This is a genomic window from Riemerella anatipestifer (assembly GCF_009670965.2).
GTDB classification, from domain to species: Bacteria; Bacteroidota; Bacteroidia; order Flavobacteriales; family Weeksellaceae; genus Riemerella; species Riemerella anatipestifer_B.
In genome coordinates, this window is the sequence record NZ_CP073239.1 from 1872993 (window position 1) to 1893115 (window position 20123).

Genomic DNA, 20123 nt, shown 5'->3' on the forward strand with positions numbered 1-20123 from the left:
CCGAGTATTATTCTGGCGATAGCTCATCTTTGTCTTGTGAATGTAAAAGACTTTTAATCGTAGAAACTAAAATATAATTTAAAAATAAATCTATTATGAAAAACAAGGTTCAACTTATTGGTAATGTAGGTAACACACCAGAAATTAAAGAGGTTAATAATACTAAAGTAGCTCATCTTTCTATAGCTACTAACGAAATTTACAAAAATGCACAAGGAGAGAGGGTAGAGCAGACGGAATGGCATAAGGTGGTGGCTTGGGGAGGACTAGCAGAAATTATAGAAAAGTACGTTACTAAAGGTAAAGAGATAGCTGTTGAGGGTAAATTAACCTACCGAAGTTATGATGATAAAGAAGGAAATAAACGCTACGTTACCGAAATTATAGCTAATGATATCCTGCTTTTGGGGAGAGCTAAATAATATGGGAATGAAAAAAGCCAAGAACTAAACTTGGCTTTTTTATTATTACTTTGGGAAAACAGTTTTAATTATGCGTCTATCTTTGCATAAACTGCGTTTTTCTCTATAAACTCTCTTCTTGGAGGAACTTCGTCTCCCATAAGCATAGAGAAGATTCTATCTGCTTCACCCGCATTTTCTATATTCACTTGCTTTAGAATTCTGTTTTCTGGGTTAAGTGTAGTTTCCCAAAGCTGCTCAGGGTTCATTTCCCCAAGACCTTTATATCTTTGTACTTCTACGCCTTTACCATCGGCAGACATTTCTAAGGTTTTTTCTTCTCGCTCTTTTTCGTTCCAAGCATATACCTTTTTGCTACCTTTTTTAAGAAGATATAAAGGTGGAGATGCAATGTAAACATAACCTTGCTCAATAAGTTCCTTCATATAACGGAAGAAGAAGGTAAGTATAAGTGTAGAAATGTGAGAACCATCAATATCGGCATCGGTCATAATGACAATTTTATGATAACGAAGTTTGCTTAGATTAAGAGCCTTGCTATCTTCCTCTGTACCAACGCTTACACCTAAAGCGGTATAGATATTTTTGATTTCCTCGTTTTCGTAAACTTTATGTATCATAGACTTTTCTACATTAAGAATTTTACCTCTCAATGGTAGAATAGCTTGGAAATGTCTATCTCTTCCTTGCTTAGCAGTTCCTCCCGCAGAGTCTCCCTCTACTAGGAATATTTCTGATTCGGCTGGGTCTTTTGATGAACAATCTGAAAGTTTACCAGGTAAGCCTGCTCCTCCCATAGGAGATTTACGCTGTACCATTTCTCTAGCTTTTTTAGCTGCCTGTCTTGCCTTAGCTGCTAGAACTACTTTCTGTACAATCTGTTTAGCTTCGGTTGGGTTTTCTTCTAAGAAGTTGGTAAGCATTTCGCCTACTATTTTATCCACCGCACCAGACACCTCGGAGTTACCAAGTTTTGTTTTGGTTTGTCCTTCAAACTGAGGTTCCATTACTTTTACAGAGATTACGGCTGTAAGTCCTTCACGAAAGTCATCACCTGTAATTTCCACTTTCTCTTTTTGAGGGATACCTAAGTCGTCTGCATATTTTTTCAGAGTTCTTGTAAGAGCTCGTCTAAATCCTGTAAGATGCGTACCTCCTTCGTGAGTATTGATGTTATTAACATACGAGTGTAAGTTTTCCGTGAAAGATGTGTTATATCTCATTGCAACCTCCACAGGAATATCATCTCTTTCTCCTTCCATGAAGATAACATTCTCCATAATGGATTCTCTGTTACCATCTATAAATTCTACAAACTCTTTAAGACCACCTTCGGATAAGAAAGTTTCTGTTAAGAATTCTCCTTTTTCGTCTTTTACTCTCTCGTCTGTAATAGTGATATTGATACCTTTATTGAGAAAAGCTAACTCTCTAAGTCTAGCAGAAAGAGTATCATAGTTATAAACTAATTCATTGAAAATACTGTCATCTGGTTGAAAGAAAACCTCTGTACCTCTATAATCGGTAGTTCCTATTTCTTTAACATCTTCTAAAGCTCTACCCTTAGAATATCTTTGTTGATAAATTTTTCCTTCTCTGTAAACGGTAGCAATGGTACTCGTAGATAAAGCATTAACACACGAAACTCCTACACCGTGAAGTCCACCAGAAACCTTGTAAGAGTCTTTATCAAACTTCCCACCAGCACCTATTTTAGTCATTACTACCTCTAAGGCAGATTTTTGTTCTTTTTCGTGAAAATCTACAGGGATTCCTCGTCCGTTATCCTTTACACTAATAGCATTGCCCTCGTGAATGGTAACTGTAATGGTATCGCAGTATCCTGCTAAAGCTTCGTCTATAGAGTTATCTACAACTTCATATACCAAATGGTGCAAACCTCTTACTCCTACATCTCCAATGTACATAGAGGGTCTTAACCTCACATGTTCAATACCTTCTAAAGATTGGATACTACTAGCTGTATATTGTTTATTACTCATTATTCTTTATAATTTTTTAAAGATTACAAATATACAAATTTTAAAAAAGAGATAAAAATAAAATTCTTGATAATCCTCGTTAAGTTTATTTGAGAACCTCCCTTATTGAGTAAAAATAATTAATGTTTTTCAGTAATCTATTGACATTTAACATTATTTTTTGAGAACAATTTGTACTAACCGAAATTTTGTTCGTATTATTCCAAATGATTTGCTATACATTAGGCCAATCCATTTATTCCAAAATATTCCGTTTTGTTTTTCGTTAAATTTATTCTTAGGTTTAGATAACAATCTCCACCATCGTGTACATGTATTATTTCATTTTCCCAATCACCAGAATAAGAACAAAAACAGAAAACTCTAATAATTTTATCTCCATCTTCATTTGTTGATATTATATATTGCCTAAAATAATACCTTAGGTCAATTTTTTCTTTATCAAAATTCCACTTTACCCCTCTGTTTTCTTTATTCCATTTTGCTAATTTTATTTTTAATTGATCGTTGTACTCGTTTACAGATTTCTCCAAGTTTTTATTAATTATTTTCATTTCATCTTTTGTTAAAACCGATTTTTTCTCAGTTTTTTCATCAAAAATCGCTATGTAATTTGGTTCTGCAAGTGTATCTGACTTTTTTTCTTCAAAATATTCTGGTTGTATATTTTCCAAATCTATTTTCTCCTTTTGATGTTTTGAGCAATTTGAACAACAAATCAAAATTATTATTAGGATTAATTTTTTCATTTGTTTTAGATGCTTTTTTGAATTGTGATAGGCTATATTTCTTGCAGAGCTTAAATGTTATATGCAGTAGGGTTCAATAATGTAGCGAAAATCAAAACTCTATCACTAAATATTTTTTCTACTTCCGTAGTAATATTGGGTAACTCATTTTTAATAAAAATAGTTCTGTCTTCGATAGTTTCAAAAATAAGTAACAGATTAAAATTAGTCCCTTCTTGTAGTCTGTCAGTTTCTACTTCGGAAGCGATATAATGTTTTAAATTTAGGGTTTCTTTGTAATAGTTTATGATACTTTCGTTGAAGTATGTTTTCCATTCGGATATGCTTCCTTGTTCACAATGGAATGTTAAACTTAATATACTCATTTCTAAGTATGTTATAAATAAATTAGTAAAATATCCTGCAAAAATCGGTATTTTTTTGTAAATTAGCCCTTTGATTTTAATGTAAAATTGAAGTAATAATTTATTTAGTATAATAAAAAAGACTTATGCATAAAGAAGGAGAAAGGTTAATACCTATCAATATTGTGGACGAAATGAAGTCCTCTTATATTGACTACTCAATGTCCGTTATTGTATCTCGTGCCTTGCCAGATGTAAGGGATGGGTTAAAGCCTGTACATCGTAGGGTTTTGTATGGTATGTATGGATTGGGAGTTTTTTCAAATAAAAAGTATTTGAAATCTGCCAGAATTGTAGGAGATGTTTTGGGTAAATATCACCCACATGGCGATATCTCTGTTTACGACGCTATGGTGCGTATGGCACAACCATGGAGTTTAAGGTATCCGCAAGTAGATGGTCAGGGTAACTTTGGTTCTATGGATGGCGACCCACCAGCGGCTATGCGTTATACCGAAGCTAGACTGAAAAAAATATCTGATGAAATTCTATCAGACTTAGATAAAGAAACAGTTGATTTCCAAAATAATTTCGATGATAGCTTGCAAGAGCCTACAGTGTTACCTACTAAAATACCTAACCTTTTAGTAAATGGTACTTCTGGTATTGCGGTAGGTATGGCAACTAATATGGCACCTCATAACTTATCGGAATCGGTAGATGCTATCTGTGCTTATATAGATAATAAGGAGATAGAAATAGATGAGTTGATGAAGCACATCATCGCTCCTGACTTCCCTACGGGAGGAATTATCTACGGCTACGACGGGGTTAGAGATGCGTTCCATACAGGAAGAGGGCGAATTGTATTAAGAGCTAAAGTCGCTTTTGAAGAGATTGGAAACCGTAATGCCATTATCGTTACCGAAATCCCTTATTTGGTGAATAAAGCTGAAATGATAGCTAGAACATCAGAGTTGGTAAAAGAGGATAAAATACAGGGTATTCACGAAATTAGAGACGAGTCTGATAGGAGAGGAATGCGTGTGGTTTATGAACTTAAAAACGACGCAATACCTAATGTAGTCCTTAATCTATTATATAAGTACACAGCGTTACAAACATCGTTTAGTGTTAATAATATTGCTTTAGTAAAGGGCAGACCACAACAGCTTAATCTAAAAGATATTATTGTTCACTTTGTGGAGCATCGCCACGAGATTGTAATTCGTAGAACCCAGTATGAGCTTAAAAAAGCTAGAGAAAGAGCTCATATCTTAGAAGGTTTTATGAAGGTTATTGCAACTCAAGATACTTTAGATAAGGCGATTTCTATCATTAGACATTCAGCAACGCCGCAAGCCGCTAAAGAAGGTTTGATTGTAGAGTTTGAACTTTCAGATATACAGGCTCAAGCTATCTTAGATTTAAGATTAGCTAGGCTTACAGGTATGGAGCTAGATAAAATCCGTGATGAATACAAAGCTATTATGGATTTAATTAATGACTTGGAAGATATCCTTGCTAATGAAGCTAGACGCTACCAAATCATTAAAGATGAATTGCTAGAGGTTAAAGAAAAATATGGCGATGAAAGAAGAACGGAAATAGATTACTCTGGAGGAGAAATGTCTATAGAAGACTTCATTCCTAACGAAGAGGTGGTACTTACTATTTCTCACGCTGGATACATCAAGAGAACACTCCTTTCAGAATACAAAACTCAAAGTAGAGGTGGCGTGGGCAACCGTGCAGCATCTACAAGAGACGAAGACTTCTTAGAATATATTGTTTCTGCAACCAACCACCAGTATATGCTATTCTTTACGGAAAAAGGGAAATGCTACTGGTTGAGAGTGTTTGAAATTCCTGAAGGTTCTAAAACGGCTAAAGGTAGAGCGATACAGAACTTAATCAATATAGAACCTGATGATAAAATCAAGGCTTACATTAGAACCAATGATTTAAAAGACTCTGAGTATGTTAAGCAGATGTATGTGGTAATGATTACCAAAAACGGAACTATCAAGAAAACTTCGTTAGAGGCTTATTCTAGACCTAGAACCAACGGTATCCACGCCATAGAAATTAGAGAGGACGACCAGCTTCTAGGAGCAAGACTTACCAACGGTAACTCCGAGATAATGATAGCTACTAAAAATGGTAAATGTATCCGTTTCCCGGAAGAGAAAGCAAGAGCGGTAGGTAGAACTTCCATTGGGGTAAGAGGTATTTCTCTAGAAGACAACGACGAGGTAATTGGTATGATAGTTGTAAACGATATAGAGAATGAAACTGTTTTGGTAGTTTCTGAAAAAGGCTATGGTAAGAGAACTGCAGTAGAAGACTATCGTGTTACCAACCGTGGAGGTAAAGGGGTAATTACTCTTAACATTACTGAAAAAACAGGTCAGCTTATTGCGATACAATCAGTAGTAGATGGTAACGATTTAATGATTATCAATAAATCAGGAGTTGCAATAAGAATGTCGGTAGATAATATGCGTGTTATGGGTAGAAATACCCAAGGTGTAAGGCTAATTAATCTTAAAAACAATGATGAAATAGCGGCCGTAGCGAAAGTGGAGGCAGAGAAAGATGTGGAGGACGAAGAAATGGAAGAATCTAACGATGAAACTGTAAATCCGTCTGAAGGAAATTCAGAGGAATAGTATTCAAAATAAAATAATAAATATATTAAAATAGTATGAAAAAAGTTATTTTAAGTATTGCTGTGTTTTCAACAACACTAGCATTTTCACAAAAAAAGGAAATTCAAAACGCGTTCAAAGCAATAGAGTCAGGTGATATCGCGGCTACTAATGCAGAACTTTCAAAAGCAGAAGTTCTTATCGGTAGCAAATCATATTTAGTAGAGCCTAGTTTATTAGAACAATATTATTACTCTAAAGGAGTAGCTCTTATAAAGTCTGGTAAAACTACAGAAGGAGCTACTTGGCTAGGTAAAATAGGAGATTTAAGTAAGTCTAAAATCTATACAGGTAAAGATGCTGATAAAAACAAAGTTTATTTTGTAGGAAAAGAAGCTGCTGACACTAGTGGTATAGCAGGACTTAAAGAGGAGTCTTATGTATCTAAACTATCAGATAAGTTACCACAGCTAATTAACCCTATGCTAAAAACGGCTGGAGATGAGGCTTATCAAGCATATCAAGCAAAAAATCATATAAAGGCAGCTGCTAAATATTTAGAAGTTTATAACCTTCTAAAAGCAGCAGGTACAGATGATAAGTTATATCAGTACTATGCAGGTCTAAACTATGCACTTGCAAATGATAAATCTAAAGCCATAGAGGTGTACTCTGATTTAATTAAAAGCGGTTACACAGGAGTTACAACCATATATAAGGCTAAAAATAAAAAGACAGGGCAAGATGAAAATCTAGATAAAAATGGTTTTGAAACTTTAAAGAGATTAGGTTCTGCTTCTGATTATACTGATTTTAGAACAGAACAAACGCCTAGTATCGAACAAGAATTATATGAAACTAATGCAGCCTTGCTTATTGATTCTGAAAGATACACAGACGCTTTAAATTTATTGGAGAAGGGTATTAAAAAATTCCCTAAAAGTAGTAAATTATCGGAGTTACAAGGTACAGCTTATTATAAATCAGGAAAAACTAACGAGTTTATCAATAACTTAAGAAATGTAGTTGCTTCTAATCCTAATGATAAAGTAAGTTGGTATAATTTAGGAGTTCTTTTAAGTAAAGATGAAGCTAAATTAAATGAAGCAGAAGGTGCATTTAAAAGAGCTTTAGAAATAGACCCTGATTATGTTCCTGCTATTCAAGGCATATTCTATAATGTTTATATGTTAGGTGATGACGGTAAAGTTATAGAGAAAGCAGAAGCTGCTAGAAAAGCAAAAAAAATGGACGAGTTTAATAAAATCTTACAAGATAGAAGGGATAGATTTGCTAAGGGATTACCTTATTTAGAAAAGTGGTATTCTTTAGAGCCTAAAAATCCTGAAATTGTAAGTTTATTAAAAGGAGTTTATCAAACTTTACGTAAAGAAGATAAAGTAAAGGAAATGAAGGCTGTAGAAGATAGCCTTAAAAAATAAAAGCTAAAATGGTATGATTATTGTTATGATAACCATACCATTTTTAACTTAAATTATTAACCATAAAAAATAAATTATTATGTCAAAAAGAGGAAATAACTCAGTAGGTGTATTAGTAGGTCTTTTAGCAGGAGCAGCTGTAGGTGTAGCTTTGGGAATGCTTTATGCTCCAGAAGAGGGAAAAAGAACAAGAAAAAAGCTGAAAAGAAAAGCTGAAGATTTAAAAGATCAAGCAGAGAGAGAATATAAAAGAGCTTACGAGAAAGTAAAAGACCAGTATCAAGATTTATCAGAGAAAACTAAATCTAATGTAGATAAAGTGGTTTCTAATGTTAAAGAAACTTATGATAAATACAAAGGTCAAGTAGTAGATAAAGCTAATGAAGTAGCTAAAGATGTAGAGTCAGAATTAGATGGCTTGAAGTAAAAAATACACAAATAAAAAAAGGAACTTGAAATACAGTTCCTTTTTCATAAAAATTAGACAAAAATAAGATTGATGATAAACTTCTTTAAGAATTACGCACAAAAAAGGCTTGATTTAATAAAAATGGAAGCTACCGAAAAAATGTCTATTAAAGCAGGTAATATAGCTTTCTTAGTTATTTTAAGTATTTTCTTCTTATTTTTATTTATATTTCTCAATATAGGGTTGGCTATACTAATAGGCTATTATATACAAAATATGGCTTATGGTTTTCTAATAATCTCTGGGATATACTTATTTTTAATAATTCTACTTTTACTACTCAAAAATTCTATAAAAGAGGGGATTGCTAATATAATTATAAAATCTATAAACAAATAATATGGGTACTAAATATAGAAGTCTTTCTGAATTAAGAGCTCAAAAATCCTTGTTGAAAAATGAAATTTCTGATATGGAAAAAGTAATTACCTTCAAAAATCCTAAAAGTTCTTTGAGCTTAATAACTAAAGGGTTTACTGACAAGTTTGTAGAAGAGAGAAGTAACGAAGGTGGCGCTAACAAAATTTCTATAAATACAGGTAATATTGTAAAAGAGGTAACCAAAGAAATTAAAAATAGAGTATCTAATAGAAACTCAGACTCTTCACTTTTAACATTGAAAAATGAAGGGTTAGCAGAAAGTGTAGTAGATGGCTTTCTCAAAGTTGGCTTAGTAGGTACAGTCAGCAACTATGCTAAAAATAATCTTAAAAACCCTAATTGGAAGAAAAGAGCTATAGGTTTACTTCTTGTTTATGTAGCACCGCTAGTTATTAGGCAGTTAAGAACATTCCTAGACGATTATCAACGAAAACAAACTGCCAAGAGTATCAATAGATTGATATAATCTATTTTTATTGAAGGATAAGTCTTATTTATTCAAACTTAGACTGAATATTAGAATTAAGTATCAAATAAAAAATCCGTATCTTTGCAGAAATTTTATAATATTTAATGAATTTATTTAGCGAGTCCAATTTAAGTCCTGAAATTCTTAAGGCAGTTGGCGAAATGGGGTTTGAAACTCCTACGGAGATCCAAAAACAAAGTATTCCTTTTATTTTATCAGATGTTAGAGATCTGATAGCACTAGCGCAAACAGGAACAGGGAAGACAGCAGCGTTTTCATTACCTATCTTAGATATGATAGATGACACTAGTAGAAAAATCCAACTTTTGGTACTTTGTCCTACTAGAGAGCTTTGCTTACAAATAGCAAAAGACATAAAAAATTACTCCAAATATCAACCTAATATTAAATCTGTAGCAGTTTACGGTGGTAGTAGTATTACAGACCAAATTCGTAGCCTTAGAGATAAGCCTCAGATTATTGTAGGAACACCAGGTAGAGTGATAGATCTAATTAACAGAAAGGCATTAGATTTTTCAAGCATCCATTGGTTGGTATTAGATGAAGCTGATGAGATGCTTTCTATGGGCTTTAAAGACGATTTAGAAACCATTCTAAACGAAACACCTGAAACTAAACAAACTTTACTATTTTCAGCTACGATGAATAAAGAGGTTGAAAGGATTTCTAAAAGTTACCTTACCAATCCTCATCGTATATCTGTAGGTTCTATCAATGCTGTTAAAAAGAATATCAGCCACGAGTATTATGTGGTAAATTACAGACAGAAAAAAGAAGCACTTAAGCGTCTTATAGATGCTAATCCTAACCAATATTCCATTATTTTCTGCCGTACAAGAATGGAAGCCAAAGAAGTGGCAGATTATCTAATGCAGAACGGCTATGCCGCTGATGCTTTACACGGAGATTTATCTCAAGCACAGAGAGATACAGTGATGCTGAAGTTTAGACTTAAAAATATTGATATTTTAGTAGCTACAGATGTGGCGGCGAGAGGATTAGATGTAGATTCACTTACCCATGTGATTCATTATTCGTTACCTGATGACCCTGAAGTTTTTGTTCATAGAAGTGGTAGAACGGGGCGTGCAGGGAAAGATGGTATTTCTATGGCTCTTATAAAGCCTGAAGAAACAAGAAAGCTGAAGCATATTAAAGTTCAAACTCAGATAGAACTTAAAGAGAAGGCAATCCCTAAAGGAGAAGATATCATTAAAGCTCAAGTAGCAGGAGTATTTGAGCATTTGTTTACAGAACATGAAACTTATTTTGATTTTGATGATAGTCTTATTCCTGATTTATCGCAGTTTTCAAAAGAGGAATTGGTGCATCAGTTGTTACAATTTCAGTTGAGAGATTTAGCTTTATACTATAAAAATAGGAACGACTTATCAGACCAAAAACTAAAAAAAGAAGGTGATATCAAGGAAAGTCGTAGAGAGGGAAGACGAGATAAGGGAGAAAGAAGTAGAGACAGAGGAGGAAGGAAAAGTAAAAAATCTAATTCTGACATGGTGAGATTTTTCTTTAATTTAGGCAAAAGAGACCAATTAAAGAAAGTAGATATGTTGGATATTATTAACAAATCAACTAAAAAATCTAAAAAAAGAGCTGATATTGGGGATATTGAAATTTTGGATAAGTTTACTTTCTTTGAAGTAGAGAAATCATTCAAGAATGAAATCCTTAACAACATTTCTTCTATGAAATTTAAAGGTAAAGAAATGAGAGCCGAAGTAGCTAACTAAGAAAATATTATCAAAAAAAGGGATATTCGTTTGAATATCCTTTTTTGTAGATTATTGAGAACTGCTTTTATTCTAGATATAGTCTATTATTATATACAGACAAAATCCAAGAGTAAACTCTTGGATTCTTTGTTAAATTAAATTTAAAATAGTTATTTAGCTGTAAAACTTACTTGTAAGTCCATATTGTCTTTAATAACCATGTCTTTCATAGTAGATTGGTAAGCAATTCCCCATTTTTGTCTATCGATAGAAAATTTATCTGAAGTTAGGGTTACTACGCCATTAGTTACACCTATTTTCGCAGGGAAAGTTACAGCATTAGTCTTTCCTTTTACAGTAAGTGCTCCTGTAACTAGGTAATTATAGTCTGCTTTTCCAGTCTTTTTAAGAGAGGTAATTTTAAAATTAGCTGTAGGATATTTCTCTACTTCAAAAAAATCTCCATTTTTTAGATGATTATTGAGTTTTGTTTGATATTCTCCTGTGAGGTCTGTGGCATTGATACTTGTCATATCCAATACGAAAGTACCTCCAGCTAACTGGTTATTTTTTAAGACTACAGAGCCATTTTTTAAACCTAATGTCCCATTATGAGATGAAGCGTCTGATTTTACTACCTTATAACCCCACCAGTTAATGTTGGAATTGTCTACTTTTAGATTTTTGGTTTGAGCTGTTAATAGCCCACCTGCCATAACGAATAATAATGCTATTTTTTTCATTGTTTAATTATTTTACTAATGCAAAAGTACATTTATTCTAATTCTAAATTATTGATCTATGTTAAGAAATTTAGAAATTAAGGTTCATAATATCCAATCCAATTTGTATTCCGTTTTTAGAAGGAATAAGAGCTTCATCGTTGAATATTGGAGTGAAGTCTTTTTTAATGAAAAGATTAAACCCACCATAACTTAGACTAAATTTAGCTCCGAATAGAAACGAATTTACGCCATAATCTACTTTGTTTTGGTATTTTTTGAACTTTCCGTCTTCGTTGTAATATTTCACTTTGATTAAACTTCTTAGGTTGATACCTCCGTAAGCTCCAAAGCCTATACGCCATTGTTTTTTACTATTATCTAGATAAGACTTCCCTTTGTATTCTGTATAACTAGGATTCAGCACATACTGAAACTCTATAGGAAATGTAAGATAGACATGGCGAAGTTTAGAGCGTTTTAAAGAGCCTTCTTGGAATTCTGATAGTTGGAGGTGTCTATTTTCTTGTTGAAAAACCAAAGGGCGTTTTGGCATATAGGTGTCTGATCTATACGCTAATCCGTAGCGGATGAATAACGGACTGGTGGTATTGCCTATTTGTCTTTCCTTTCTAGCTTGTACCTCAAAACTGTGTGAGTTGCCTATACGCATATTAGAGGCTGTTTCAAATGGATTAAGGCTTCCTGCATTTTCAGTTAAGTTGAGAAAGGCGTAGGAGACAGATAGCCCAGATTTTTTAAGCAATGAAGCTGGGGTTTTCTTTTTGCTAGATCTAATATCTATGCTGTTTTTTCTTATAACGAAAAACCCTCTTATAGTATCATTTTCGGGGGAAAGTACTCTGTGTCTTACCTGTTCTTTGGTGAATTCTTCTAGAGTTTTTTTCTCTTCTTGGATTTTGGTGTTAATGCGTTGTTCGTACTTACGGGCAATTTCTGATTTTTGGTTTAAAAGGTTTTCGTGTGAAAGTTTTTTATCAGAATAAAGAATTTCTAACGAATCTATTTCTTTATTCATAAGTTGTTTTTCTGATAGTACAATGCTATCTACTTTTTTGCTGTAAGTTTTCAGTTTGTTTTCTTGAGCAGACACCATAAACGAGCCTACTACAATACTAAATAATAAAATTTGAGTTTTCATAGTGTGATAAGTTTTTAATCTAATTTTATATATTATTTTTCTTTTGAATACACTTTTACACCAAGCACTTCCACTTCTTTAGGTTCTTTAATTTCAATAGGGAACATATTTTCTTTAGTATCCTTTTTATCTACTTTCCCAAGTTTAGATTTACTTTCTGATTGATTTCTCTTTTCTTTGCCTATTTCTCTACCAAAGAGTAGTTGGTCAGCTGTTACGTAAGTTTCTTCCTTTTTTTGTTCAGTTGATTTAGCCAAAACTTCAGAATTAGATGGAGTATTTTCTAAATTTTTAATTCTTAAGCTATCTTTATGTGCAAAGTTGTTTTTAGCAATGATTTGATGGCTACTTTTTTCTACTTTTAATTGAGGTTTAATTTCTGTTTCAAAATTTCCTTCTATTAGTAAATTTTCTTGTGGAGTGGTGCTTTCCACTGGTGTTTTTGTAGTGGTAGTTTGATTAGAAACAATAGCATTGCTATGTTCGGGAATGCTAGGTGTATTTAATTTCCATAATAAACTTCCAAGGCTGACTAAAACTAAAAATACAGCAGCATATCTCATTATTTTTTTGATGCTGAAAATAGGCGTCGCTTTTTCGTTTGTTTCTAATTTTTCTTCTAGCTTTTCCCATAACATAGGAGAGGGCTTTTCGGAAAGATTTTCGTAGCTATGCTTTAAATTTTTATTTTCCATAAGATTGTTTTTGGGTGATAAATTCTTTGAGCCACTTTTTAGCTTTATTAAATTGACTTTTGCTAGTTCCTTCTTTTATATTGAGGATTTCTGCAATCTCGGAGTGTTTTTTTTCTTCAAATACATACAGGTTAAACACAAGTTTGTAGCCCAATGGCATTTCTGATAACAACTCTTCTATCGGAATATCCAATAAATGATTTTGTGTTTCTGTATCTTCTAGTTCGTCTTGCAGGTCATCATTTATGTCTTTTTCTATATATAAAATGTGTTTCTGTTTTCGTACGATACTAATGGCTTCATTTATAACTATTCTTCTTAACCAAAAAGGAAAAAACTCTGCCCCTTTACAAGTGTCTATTTTTGTAAAAACAGTATAAAAAGCCTTTAATAAAGCATCTTCTGCATCGGACAAATTGTTAGTGTAAGATTTCGCTATAGCTAACATTTTACCCGAAAAAGCATCATAAACTTGCTTTTGTACCAGTCGGTTATTTTGTTTTAATAAGTCAAAAGTCTCTTTTGAAATCACAGTTATTAGTTTCTTCTATTCATAAGACGGCAAAATAATAAAAAGGTTGCCTCATCTGAAAATTAAAAATAAAAAAAGTCATCAAAAATTTTTGATGACTTCTATTGATTAAAAATAAAACTAAGAAAATATTATTTTCTCACTTTCTTTTTTGTAGTCGTTTTAGTTGCTTTTGGCGTTTCTGACTTCTGAGTAGCTTTGTAGAAGTTATTGTAAGCATATTCTGCAGCTTTGTAAGTATCTATAACGCCACCAGCTCTAGAAATTAAATCAAAACGATTGTTAGTATTTGAGTTAGTCATAGCATTTACGGTAGATTTATTAGCCGTTTTTACTAATGACTCTATAATTTGCTCTGGAGTAAGGTTAGGCATATAAGCCAAAAGTACCGCTGCTGCACCTGCTACTACTGGCGAAGCCATAGAAGTTCCTTGTAGGTATTCGTATTTACCATCTGGAACGGTAGAGTAGATTTTATCTCCAGGAGCAAATACATCTACCATTTTACCATTATAGTTAGAGAAACCAGCTCTTAGAAACTCATTGTCATTTGTACTAGCTCCCACCACTATCATATTATTTATGAAAGGTTTTTCATCAGTTGGTTTGTAGAAGTTAGTAGGGTAGTACACATTTTCTTCTATGTTTTCGTTTTCGTTACCTGCAGCTTTTACAAGGAGTACTCCTTTTTCTTGAGCATATTTAAAAGCGTCCCAAACATATTTTTTACCTGGAGAAACAGGTTTCCCAAAGCTCATGTTTAAGATTTTAGCTCCATTATCTACAGCGTATCTAATAGCATTAGCCACATCTTTATCTCTTTCGTCTCCGTCTGGTACCGCTCTTACGGTCATTATCTTAGCTACCTTAGATGCTACACCATACTGCACTTCTTTACCATGAGGATATCCAGCAATAATACCAGCCACGTGAGTTCCGTGCTGAGCATCAGGACCTTCGTAATGGTTGTTACCGTAGTATTTTTCAGAATAATCTTCATAGTTATCTCCTACGATTTCTTGTCTTGTATCAAAATCTAGATTATATTGCTTGGTGGCCTGCGTTTCAAAATGCTTTAAAGCATCGTTAATCTCTTTGTTTAAAGTTTCTTCTACCTCTTTAGAAGTTTTGCCTTGCATTTCTTTAGATGCTGCCATTTGGTTGAGTATCTGCAGATACATTGCTTCCTCTTGAGAAGTAGGTTTTATAGTTGCTAAATTTTCTGCAGTTAGAGTTTTATTTCCTAGAACTTTCGCAATGGCAGAAATTCTAGATTTAAACTGAGAGTAGTATTGGAAACTTTGCTGAGCTTCAATTCCTTTTTTATTGAAAATCTCTTTGGATTTCATATACATTTCAAACTCTTCAGGCATTTGAGCTTGATTGGCTTTGTTTTTAGAAGAATCATCGCCTTCAAATATAGGCTTGTATTTTTTCACTACTCTAGTTACTTCTAGATTATCTACATCTACATCAGCAGTTTTTCCTCCCATAAAATTCCAACCGTGGATATCGTCTATGTAGCCGTTACCATCATCATCTATTCCGTTATTAGGAACTTCGTTAGGGTTTTTCCACATATTTTTTGCCAATCCTGGGTGGTCTACTTCTACACCACTATCTAATACACCTACAACCACAGTCTTAGGCTTTAAACCTTTAGATTCTAAAAATTTATAGGCATTGTTAGTATTTACTCCATAAACATTAGTCGTGGAGAAATCTTTGTGATACCAAGTTTCTGCGTCTTTATCTCTTTTTTCTTGTGCTAAAGTTAAATTCAGTCCTGCTAGAAATAAAGCAGCAATCATTATTTTCTTCATTATTTTTTATTTTTTAAGACTTAATATAATACCGACTTTCAAGTATTATACCATTTTATTTTTTTAGTTTAACATTTCTGATATAAGTTGTGGCTTCTGGACCAATGTTACAGATTAAATCTAAAATAGATAAATCTTCTAAAAAGCCCAACTTATCAGAAAAGGTTTGATAATATTCGTTTACATCATAAGACGTAGGTTGCTTGGCAGAAAAGCAGTCTCTATAATCTTCTCCTTCAATTTCTTTCTCGTAGCTTTCGGAAAGTTGAAAGGTTTTATCTGTCTTTAAAATATCTTGAATTATATCTAAAGCCTTTAAATTAAAATCTTTTAAGTAGGTTTCTTTAGATTGAAATATTTTTTCCAGCTTAGACTCATAAAACTCAAAATAAGGCGAAGTCTGGTAAGCTATTTTTATAGATTTCCAATGCAAACTCTGCCAATTTTCGTCATAGGAAATCTCTAAATCTTTCAACGCTCTTTTCCCATTATGTTTTATTGGAATGCTAAGGGATAGTTTACCATTCGCACCATAAATATTAGCTCTATTTCTATAAGTTTGCTTTGGAAAGTTTTCGTATTGTTCTAGAATTACAGATTCTTCCGACAAAAATTCTGACCACCAAGAAATAGGAGGGAGGTAAAACAAAGGTAATAGTTTCATCTAGTCGTCTTTTTTCTTTTTGAATAATTTAGAAATATACTCCCAACCGAAAAATAATCCAAGAATGATAGCAGCTATCCACCAATAAGAAGTTTTGTGAGCCTCTCCTGTATTAGTAGCCTTAAACATTCTGTCCCATCTTATTTTTTTAGGTCCTTCATCAAAGACACCTTGTAAGCTCATCCAAGTAAACATTGGTTTTCCCACAATGTATTCTTCTGGTACAAATCCGAAAAATCTTGCGTCTAATGAAGCATCACGGTTATCACCCATCATAAAGTAATAATCTTGTTTGATGGTGTACTCATTAGCCTCTTTACCATTGATGTAGATTTTTCCGTTTTTGTTTTCTAGTTTATTGTGTTCATATTTAGAAATAATCCATTGGTATTCAGGAAGTGTTTCTTGATTGATTTTTACCACATCTCCTTTTTTAGGAATTCTGATAGGTCCATACCAATCCTGATTCCAATTTTTATTGATTGGGAAAATGGTATTAGTGGTATCAATTTTAGTCTGCTGAGGATTAAGGTAAGAAATTGTTTTTTCACCTTTTTCAGAAAGTATTTCTTCCGCTTTTACAAATTCAGGGAGTTGCTTAATATCTGCTAACAACTTATCTGTAAGCCCTTGGAAATGGTAAACATAACCATCAGCAGTAGCTCCTTCCTGTAAAGGTAAATATCCCAAACGATTCCAAAGTTGATTAACATCTATCTGCTGAGAAGTATATACAAGATAAGAAACTTGATTCTCTTGGTCGCCCAGAATAACCTCTGGCTTACCATTGATGAAAAGCCTTCCTTTTCTAACTTCTAAGACATCACCGCCTACAGCCACACACCTTTTTACATAAGCATCTTTTCTATCTATAGCTGTATGTACAGAATCTTGCGGATAGTTAAATACTACAATATCTCTACGCTCCACTTTCTCCCAACCAGGTAGTCTAAAATAAGGTAGCTTAACGGCTTCTACATAAGATTTAGGGTCGTCTTTTGGATTTTTAGGCTCTCCTGTATCCATTATTGTTCCTTGCAAAAATGGGATAGCTAAAGGTCTCATTGGCATTCTATAGCCGTAGTTGAGTTTATTAACAAACAAGAAATCTCCCACCAACAGAGTACGCTCCATAGACCCTGTAGGAATACCAAATGGCTGAGTGATAAAAGTATGTATAACCGTAGCAAACACCGCCGCAAAGGTAATAGACCCTAAGAAAGATTCTTTTTTCTCTTCCTTTTCTTCTCCACTTAGATAGAAGGTATCTTTTTCTTCAATTTCCGTTTTAGGGTTGTAATTAACCGTTGCCATATAGATAAATGGCAATACTACCGTAAGAATTTGACTTACAATATCTGTTTTCCCAAATTTCTTCATAAGATGTAAGTGAAAAACAGACATCATAATAGGACCTACAATAGGGAAGTAGGATAATACTACCCACCATTTCGGCTGTTCGGTTTCTTTTAAAACTATAAAATAGTTATAAAATGGTATAAAAGCAAAAATAGGATTGTATCCCATTTTCTTAAATAGTTTCCATGTAGAAACACCCATTAGTACAGAAAGAATGAGTACAAAAACGGTATATTTTAATATATAATCCATTGGTTTATTTTTTATTGAATATAATCATTATTTATTGAAACAAAACATCTTTCATACTGAAGTTTCCTTGTTTGCCAATAATCCATTCGGAAGCAATTACGGCTCCTAGGGCAAATCCGTTTCGGTTAAAAGCGGTATGTTTTATTTCAATTTCATCTACTTCGGAACGATAGAATACACTATGAGTACCAGGTACCTCGTCTTCTCTTATGGCTGTAATGCCTAAGGTTTTATCTTTAGTTTCATCTAACTTCCAACTATCAAAATCAGTATGTTTTATAATGCCTTCTGCTAGAGTAATTGCCGTTCCGCTAGGAGCATCTTTTTTGTGGGTGTGATGAATTTCCTCTAACTGACAACCATATTCTCCAAAGTTATTCATTAGCTGAGCAAGTCTTTCATTTAGTTCAAAAAATAAATTAACTCCAAGACTAAAGTTAGACCCATATAAAAAAGCGGTTTTGTTAGCTTCTGCTATTTTTTCTATTTCAGGCTTTCTTTCTAACCACCCTGTTGTACCACAAACCACAGGAATATTAAGTTCAAGACAAGTTTTGATATTTTCGAAAGCGACTTCTGGATTAGAAAATTCTATTACCACATCGGGCTGATTAAGATTTTCTAGGGTAGGAGATTCATTAAGCCTAGCAACCACTTGATGTCCTCTTTGGGTAGCTATTTGGTCTATAATTTTCCCCATTTTACCATATCCTACTAGTGCAATTTTCATAAGTTTTGTTTTTTTAAAATCTATAATTGAGTGAGAACCCTAATTTTCCGTTTTGTAAGCCCCATTGGTCACTGAGTAGAGTAGGAGCAATGGCTAAATCTGGGTCGTTTCTTTGTTCGTGTAAATGAGCGTCCACAACGGCATCAATAATATTGAGCAAATAAATTCCTGCCGAAATGGCGATGGCATAATCTCTTTGGCGTTTCATTCGGTCTTGTGTATTTCCAAGAACGGTAGCATCTACACCGCTAATGCCAGAAAATTCGTGTGGCTGATTGTTAAGCTCTGCTACAAAAGCTTTTCGGTAGCGTTCATAATTGTTTTGATTCCAAATGGCAATGCCCACGCTGGTACCTACAGCACCCCATACAATAGGGATTTTCCAATATTTTTTGTTATAATACTGTCCTAAACCCGGTAATACAGCAGAATAAAGCCCTGCAAGTGTGGGGTTGTAAGTCTTAATAATGGGGTTAGCATTAGCTTTTTCTATTTCTTGTATTACTTCAGTCTCTGTTTTGGAAATATCAGTTGTGTCTACACCAGTATTTTGAGCAAACCCTAGTGAAACGAACAATAAAGCTAAAAAACTAAAAGCCTTAGACATTAATCTATTTTTCAAAAGCGTTTAAAATTCTTTCTAACTCTTCTTCATTATTGAAATCAAAAACTATTTTTCCTTTTTTTCCGTTGGCAGAAGCCTTAATGTCTACTTTTATGTCTAGCAAATCAGAAAGGGATTTTTGAGTTCTTTTTAAATGATTAGGAAGTTCTTTTTCTACTTTATTTCTTTTCTCCTTAGGGTTTTTCAGTCCAGCCGCTACGGCTTCAGCTTGGCGGACATTAAGCTGTTCTTTGATAATTTTATCAAATAACTCTTGTTGTAGCTTTTCGTCTTGAAGGCTTATAATGGCTCTTCCGTGTCCCGCTGAAATAGCTCCAGTTCTAATAGCTCCTTGTACTTCTGGACTTAATCTTAGAAGGCGGATATAATTAGTAATCGTACTTCTTTCTTTACCAATACGCTGACTTAGGTTTTCCTGCGTCATACCTATTTCTTCAAGTAATCTTTGATAGGTTAGAGCAATTTCGATAGCATCTAAATCTTCTCTTTGAATATTTTCCACAAGAGCCATTTCCAAAAGCTCCTGGTCGTTTACTAAACGAATATAGGCAGGTATAGTCTTTAATCCTGCAATTTGAGAAGCACGGTATCTACGTTCCCCTGAAATAATTTCAAACTTAGCACCGTCTTTTCTAAGCGTGATGGGTTGTATTACACCTAGATTTTTGATAGATTGTGCTAATTGATTAAGAGCGTCTTCGTCAAAGTAAGTTCTAGGCTGGTTAGGGTTTGGATAAATATCTTCTATGTTAATCTCTACGATACTCCCCATAATCTGTTTCGCACCTTCGTCTGTTGCAGTATTTATGGTTGCCTTTTTTTCGGCATTTAATATCGCTCCTAGACCTCGCCCCATGGCTCTTTTTTTATCTTTCATT

At 33.6% G+C, this 20123-nt stretch carries 20 protein-coding genes; 7 read left to right on the forward strand and 13 right to left on the reverse strand.

The features are described from left to right. Positions 1-95 precede the first annotated feature (95 nt). A complete protein-coding gene (locus D1J36_RS08640; RefSeq protein WP_052910838.1) occupies positions 96-422 on the forward strand; it encodes a single-stranded DNA-binding protein in 327 nt (108 codons plus the stop codon). Between the two features lie 68 nt (positions 423-490). On the opposite strand, the gene gyrB is transcribed toward D1J36_RS08640, so the two are convergent. The 3 genes from gyrB to D1J36_RS08655 form a co-directional block, all read right to left on the reverse strand. Then, positions 491-2425 carry a DNA topoisomerase (ATP-hydrolyzing) subunit B gene (gyrB, locus tag D1J36_RS08645; protein WP_154136774.1) on the reverse strand — a complete coding sequence of 645 codons (1935 nt, stop codon included), beginning with the start codon at positions 2423-2425 and terminating at the stop codon, positions 491-493. Between the two features lie 221 nt (positions 2426-2646). After that, entirely contained in the window at positions 2647-3174 is a 528-nt protein-coding gene (locus tag D1J36_RS08650; RefSeq protein WP_109475018.1) for a hypothetical protein, read from the reverse strand. 50 nt (positions 3175-3224) lie between these two features. Then, the gene (locus D1J36_RS08655; protein WP_154136775.1) at positions 3225-3539 is read right to left on the reverse strand and encodes a DUF4286 family protein; all 315 of its coding nucleotides are present in this window, start codon (positions 3537-3539) and stop codon (positions 3225-3227) included. A 125-nt stretch (positions 3540-3664) separates the two neighbouring features. Here D1J36_RS08655 and gyrA point away from each other — a divergent pair, with 125 nt between their 5' ends. The 6 genes from gyrA (at position 3665) to D1J36_RS08685 (ending at position 10699) form a co-directional block, all read left to right on the forward strand. Next, on the forward strand, positions 3665-6190 hold the full coding sequence (gene gyrA / locus D1J36_RS08660) for a DNA gyrase subunit A (protein WP_154136776.1): 2526 nt from the start codon (positions 3665-3667) through the stop codon (positions 6188-6190). A 35-nt stretch (positions 6191-6225) separates the two neighbouring features. Beyond that, positions 6226-7611, forward strand: a complete 1386-nt coding sequence (locus D1J36_RS08665) for a tetratricopeptide repeat protein (protein WP_154136777.1) — start codon at positions 6226-6228, stop codon at positions 7609-7611. A 79-nt stretch (positions 7612-7690) separates the two neighbouring features. Then, on the forward strand, positions 7691-8038 hold the full coding sequence (locus D1J36_RS08670) for a YtxH domain-containing protein (protein WP_154136778.1): 348 nt from the start codon (positions 7691-7693) through the stop codon (positions 8036-8038). A gap of 72 nt (positions 8039-8110) precedes the next feature. Then, positions 8111-8419 (forward strand): phage holin family protein, encoded by a 309-nt coding sequence (locus D1J36_RS08675; RefSeq protein WP_154136779.1) that lies wholly within the window; start codon positions 8111-8113, stop codon positions 8417-8419. A gap of 1 nt (position 8420) precedes the next feature. Beyond that, positions 8421-8927 carry a hypothetical protein gene (locus D1J36_RS08680; protein ID WP_154136780.1) on the forward strand — a complete coding sequence of 169 codons (507 nt, stop codon included), beginning with the start codon at positions 8421-8423 and terminating at the stop codon, positions 8925-8927. A 107-nt stretch (positions 8928-9034) separates the two neighbouring features. Then, on the forward strand, positions 9035-10699 hold the full coding sequence (locus tag D1J36_RS08685; protein ID WP_154136781.1) for a DEAD/DEAH box helicase: 1665 nt from the start codon (positions 9035-9037) through the stop codon (positions 10697-10699). A gap of 152 nt (positions 10700-10851) precedes the next feature. Here D1J36_RS08685 and D1J36_RS08690 read toward each other — a convergent pair whose 3' ends face one another. From D1J36_RS08690 to D1J36_RS08735, 10 genes are all read right to left on the reverse strand, one after another. After that, positions 10852-11424, reverse strand: a complete 573-nt coding sequence (locus D1J36_RS08690) for a YceI family protein (protein WP_154136782.1) — start codon at positions 11422-11424, stop codon at positions 10852-10854. 70 nt (positions 11425-11494) lie between these two features. Beyond that, positions 11495-12565, reverse strand: a complete 1071-nt coding sequence (locus D1J36_RS08695; protein WP_154136783.1) for a hypothetical protein — start codon at positions 12563-12565, stop codon at positions 11495-11497. Between the two features lie 32 nt (positions 12566-12597). Continuing rightward, a complete protein-coding gene (locus D1J36_RS08700; RefSeq protein WP_154136784.1) occupies positions 12598-13260 on the reverse strand; it encodes a hypothetical protein in 663 nt (220 codons plus the stop codon). Continuing rightward, a complete protein-coding gene (locus D1J36_RS08705) occupies positions 13250-13792 on the reverse strand; it encodes an RNA polymerase sigma factor (RefSeq protein ID WP_252339388.1) in 543 nt (180 codons plus the stop codon). Before D1J36_RS08705 ends, D1J36_RS08700 begins: the two co-directional genes overlap by 11 nt. 131 nt (positions 13793-13923) lie before the next feature. Continuing rightward, entirely contained in the window at positions 13924-15615 is a 1692-nt protein-coding gene (locus D1J36_RS08710) for a S8 family serine peptidase (RefSeq protein WP_154136785.1), read from the reverse strand. Positions 15616-15670: 55 nt separating this feature from the next. Next, entirely contained in the window at positions 15671-16279 is a 609-nt protein-coding gene (locus D1J36_RS08715) for a WbqC family protein (protein ID WP_154136786.1), read from the reverse strand. Then, a complete protein-coding gene (gene lepB / locus D1J36_RS08720; RefSeq protein WP_154136787.1) occupies positions 16280-17890 on the reverse strand; it encodes a signal peptidase I in 1611 nt (536 codons plus the stop codon). A gap of 31 nt (positions 17891-17921) precedes the next feature. Next, complete coding sequence (gene dapB, locus D1J36_RS08725; RefSeq protein WP_154136788.1) at positions 17922-18620, reverse strand: 4-hydroxy-tetrahydrodipicolinate reductase; 699 nt, start codon at positions 18618-18620, stop codon at positions 17922-17924. Positions 18621-18633: 13 nt separating this feature from the next. Next, positions 18634-19227, reverse strand: a complete 594-nt coding sequence (locus tag D1J36_RS08730) for a DUF5683 domain-containing protein (protein ID WP_154136789.1) — start codon at positions 19225-19227, stop codon at positions 18634-18636. 4 nt (positions 19228-19231) lie between these two features. Then, positions 19232-20122 carry a ParB/RepB/Spo0J family partition protein gene (locus tag D1J36_RS08735; protein ID WP_052911137.1) on the reverse strand — a complete coding sequence of 297 codons (891 nt, stop codon included), beginning with the start codon at positions 20120-20122 and terminating at the stop codon, positions 19232-19234. Position 20123 lies beyond the last annotated feature (1 nt).